Raw genomic sequence first — 4,488 nt, 5'->3', positions numbered from 1 at the left:
AGCGGCTTACGGGGCGGGGGACTTGACGGGGCGGGGGCTCGCGCGCCGGGCACCGCCGCGCGCGGGCCGCGGGCCGCGGGGGCCCGCCGCCATGGGCGAGAGCCGTCACGGAGCGTAGGCTCTGCCCCGGCGCCGGTCCCATCGGACCCCAGGGCGCCGGGCCGTCACCCCCTGCACGAGCACGCAGGCGCTTCCGCGCATCCGAGGCCCCGAGACACGAGAGAGAGATTTCACCACCGTGACTGCTCTGACACTCAGCACCGCCGCCGTTCCCGGGCTGCGCGCCGACGCGATCGTCGTCGGTGTGGCCAAGGACGACGAGGGCCCGCGGCTCGCCCCCGGCGCCGAGGCCGTCGACAAGGGCTACGACGGGAAGCTCGCCGACGTCCTGGAGACGCTGGGCGCCACCGGTGCCCCCGGCGAGCTGACCCGTATCGCGGCGCCGAGCGGCTTCAAGGCGCCGCTCGTGGTCGCCGTGGGCCTCGGCGCCGAGGACGAGGAGGGCGGTTTCGGCACGGAGACCCTGCGCCGCGCCGCCGGCGTCGTCGCCCGCTCCCTGGCCGGCAAGGCGAAGGCCGTCTACGCGCTGCCGGCGGCCGACGCGGCCGCCGTCGCCGCGATCGGCGAGGGCGCGCTGCTCGGCGCGTACTCCTTCACCACGTACAAGGACGGCGAGGGCGTCAAGGCGCCGCTCGCCGAGGTGGTCCTCGTCGGCGCGAAGCCGCGCGACAAGGGGCACAAGGCCGCCGCCGAGCGCGCGCAGGTCCTCGCCGCGGAGCTGAACCGCGCCCGCGACCTCGTCAACACCCCGGCGAACGACCTGTACCCGGAGTCCTTCGCCGCGCTCGTCCAGGGCCTGGCCAAGGAGTACGGCGTCAAGGTGACCGTGCTCGACGAGAAGGCGCTCACCAAGGGCGGCTTCGGCGGGATCATGGGCGTGGGCCAGGGCTCGCAGCGGCCGCCGCGGCTCGTCAAGGTCGAGTACAAGGGCGCGCGGGCCAAGGCGTCGCTCGCGTTCGTGGGCAAGGGCATCACGTACGACTCGGGCGGCATCTCGCTCAAGCCGGCCGGGCACAACGAGACGATGAAGTGCGACATGGGCGGCGCCGCCGCCGTGCTGGGCGCCGTGCTGACCGCCGCGAAGCTCAAGCTTCCCGCGCACGTCACGGGCTGGCTCGCGCTCGCCGAGAACATGCCCTCCGGTTCGGCGACGCGCCCGGGCGATGTGCTGCGCATGTACGGCGGCAAGACCGTCGAGGTGCTCAACACGGACGCCGAGGGGCGCCTCGTGATGGCCGACGCGATCGCGCGGGCGAGCGAGGACGGGCCCGACGTGATCGTGGACGTCGCGACGCTGACCGGCGCGATGATGGTCGCGCTGGGCAACGAGATGTTCGGTGTCATGGCGAACGACGACGAGTTCCGCGCGACGCTGCACGAGCTGTCGGAGTCGGCGGGCGAGCCGTCCTGGGAGATGCCGCTGCCGAAGTCGCTGCTCAAGGGCCTGGACTCCTCCGTCGCCGACCTCGCCAACGTGGGCGGCCGGATGGGCGGCGGCCTGACCGCCGGGCTCTTCCTCCAGGAGTTCGTCGGCGAGGACATCCGCTGGGCGCACCTGGACATCGCGGGCCCGGCCTTCAACGAGGGCGCCCCGTTCGGCTACACGCCCAAGGGCGGCACGGGCACCGCGGTGCGCACCCTGGTACGCCTCGTGGAGGCGGCCGGGGAGGGCGAGCTGGGCTGAGGCCCGGCGCCCGTACGGCCCGTACCGCGGTGAGACGGCCGGTGTCCCTCGCGGGGGACGCCGGCCGTTTCCCGTTCCCCCCGCCGTCCCCGTCCGCTTCCTCAAGCGGGGGCAAAGAACGCCAGGGAATGACAAACCGGCCCAATTGGTTGACGAGGGCGACGAAGTGGGGCCACCGTCCCGCGTGTCGCACGTCTCACACCCCGGGGGCGCGTCCGTTCGCCCCCTGGTAAGTGCGAAGATGGGTGATTGGCAGGACAGGGCCCCACCCGAGGGCCGAAGTAACGAGCGGCCGACGACCGCCGCCGACCGGTCACACGCGACCGGAGCACGGCGCACATGCATGGAGGACGTGACGTGGCGAACGACGCCAGCACCGTTTTCGACCTAGTGATCCTCGGCGGTGGTAGCGGCGGTTACGCCGCGGCGCTGCGGGGGGCGCAGCTGGGTCTGGACGTCGCCCTGATCGAGAAGGGCAAGGTCGGCGGTACCTGCCTGCACAACGGCTGCATTCCCACCAAGGCGCTGCTGCACGCCGGTGAGATCGCCGACCAGGCTCGCGAGAGCGAGCAGTTCGGCGTGAAGGCCACCTTCGAGGGCATCGACATCGAGGCCGTCCACAAGTACAAGGACGAGGTCATCTCGGGCCTGTACAAGGGTCTCCAGGGCCTCATCGCCTCGCGCAAGGTCACCTACATCGAGGGCGAAGGCCGGCTGTCGTCCCCGACCTCGGTCGACGTGGACGGCCGCCGCGTCGAGGGCCGCCACGTGCTGCTCGCGACCGGCTCCGTGCCGAAGTCGCTGCCGGGCCTGGAGATCGACGGCAACCGGATCATCTCCTCGGACCACGCGCTCAAGCTCGACCGCGTCCCGAAGTCCGCGATCATCCTGGGCGGCGGCGTCATCGGCGTCGAGTTCGCCTCGGCGTGGAAGTCCTTCGGCACCGAGGTCACGGTCATCGAGGGCCTCAAGCACCTCGTCCCGGTCGAGGACGAGAACAGCTCCAAGCTCCTGGAGCGCGCGTTCCGCAAGCGCGGCATCAAGTTCAACCTGGGCACGTTCTTCCAGGGCGCCGAGTACACGCAGGACGGCGTGAAGGTGACGCTCGCCGACGGCAAGACCTTCGAGGCGGAGGTCCTGCTCGTCGCGATCGGCCGCGGCCCGGTCTCGCAGGGGCTCGGTTACGAGGAGCAGGGCGTCGCGATGGACCGCGGCTACGTCCTCGTCGACGAGTACATGCGCACCAACGTGCCGACGATCTCGGCCGTGGGCGACCTCGTCCCGACCCTCCAGCTCGCGCACGTCGGCTTCGCCGAGGGCATCCTCGTCGCGGAGCGCCTCGCGGGCCTGGCGAGCGTGCCGATCGACTACGACGGCGTCCCGCGCGTCACGTACTGCCACCCCGAGGTCGCCTCCGTCGGCATCACCGAGGCGAAGGCCAAGGAGGTCTACGGCGCGGACAAGGTCGTGGCGCTCAAGTACAACCTCGCGGGCAACGGCAAGAGCAAGATCCTCAAGACCGCCGGCGAGATCAAGCTCGTCCAGGTCAAGGACGGCGCCGTCGTCGGTGTGCACATGGTCGGCGACCGCATGGGCGAGCAGGTCGGCGAAGCCCAGCTGATCTACAACTGGGAGGCGCTGCCCGCCGAGGTCGCGCAGCTCATCCACGCCCACCCCACGCAGAGCGAGGCGCTCGGCGAGGCCCACCTGGCGCTCGCGGGCAAGCCCCTGCACTCGCACGACTGACACCCCTCGGGCACCACGGACTTTTTTCCACTTTCGTAAGGAGCAACTGGAACCATGCCGGTTTCCGTCACCCTTCCGGCGCTCGGCGAGAGCGTCACCGAGGGCACTGTCACCCGTTGGCTGAAGGCCGAGGGCGAGCGCGTCGAGGCCGACGAGCCGCTGCTTGAGGTGTCGACCGACAAGGTCGACACCGAGATCCCCTCGCCCGCCGCGGGCATCCTCTCCTCGATCAAGGTCGCCGAGGACGAGACCGTCGAGGTGGGTGCCGAACTGGCGCTCATCGACGACGGCTCCGGCGCCCCGGCCGAGGCCCCGGCGCAGGAGGCCGCACCGGCCGCCGAGCCGGAGCAGCCCGCCCAGGCCGCGCCCTCCACCGAGGCCGCCGCCCCCGCGCCCGCCCCGACCGCCGAGGCCGCCTCCGGCTCCAGCTCGGCCGAGGGCACCGACGTGGTCCTCCCGGCGCTCGGCGAGAGCGTCACCGAGGGCACCGTCACGCGCTGGCTCAAGGAGGTCGGCGACTCGGTCGAGGCCGACGAGCCGCTGCTGGAGGTGTCCACCGACAAGGTCGACACCGAGATCCCCTCCCCCGCCGCCGGTGTGCTCCTGGAGATCACCGTCGCCGAGGACGAGACCGCCGAGGTCGGCGCGAAGCTCGCCGTCATCGGCCAGCCCGGTGCCGCCCCGGCCGCCGCCCCCGCCCCGGAGCAGCCCGCCCCGGCCCAGGAGGCGCCGAAGCAGGAGGCGCTCGCCCCGGCTCCGCAGCCCGCCGCCCCGGCTCCGCAGCAGGCCGCCCCGGCGCCCGCGCCGGCCCCGCAGCCCGCCGCCCCGGCGCCCGCCCCCGCGCAGCCCGCCCCGGCCGCACAGGCTCCCGCCGCCGCCTCGGCGAGCGACGAGGGTGCCTACGTGACCCCGCTCGTGCGCAAGCTCGCGCAGGAGCAGGGCGTGGACCTGTCCGCGGTCAAGGGCTCCGGTGTCGGTGGCCGTATCCGCAAGCAGGA

3 protein-coding genes are annotated in these 4,488 nt (G+C 72.9%); all 3 read left to right on the top strand.

The window, feature by feature from the left end; all coding sequences use genetic code 11:
• The first annotated feature begins 238 nt into the window (after positions 1-238).
• The gene (locus SSBG_RS22565) at positions 239-1,744 is read left to right on the top strand and encodes a leucyl aminopeptidase (protein WP_008748383.1); all 1,506 of its coding nucleotides are present in this window, start codon (positions 239-241) and stop codon (positions 1,742-1,744) included.
• Positions 1,745-2,101: 357 nt separating this feature from the next.
• Complete coding sequence (lpdA, locus tag SSBG_RS22560) at positions 2,102-3,490, top strand: dihydrolipoyl dehydrogenase (RefSeq protein WP_037870427.1); 1,389 nt, start codon at positions 2,102-2,104, stop codon at positions 3,488-3,490.
• A gap of 54 nt (positions 3,491-3,544) precedes the next feature.
• Positions 3,545-4,488 (top strand): biotin/lipoyl-containing protein (locus SSBG_RS35055; RefSeq protein ID WP_037870425.1); only part of this gene is annotated, 944 nt, incomplete at its 3' end.

The organism is Streptomyces sp. SPB074, assembly GCF_000154905.1.
Taxonomy (GTDB): domain Bacteria; phylum Actinomycetota; class Actinomycetes; order Streptomycetales; family Streptomycetaceae; genus Streptomyces.
Note: the sequence above shows the minus strand (reverse complement) of the source record. Positions and strands in the feature narration are given on the sequence as shown.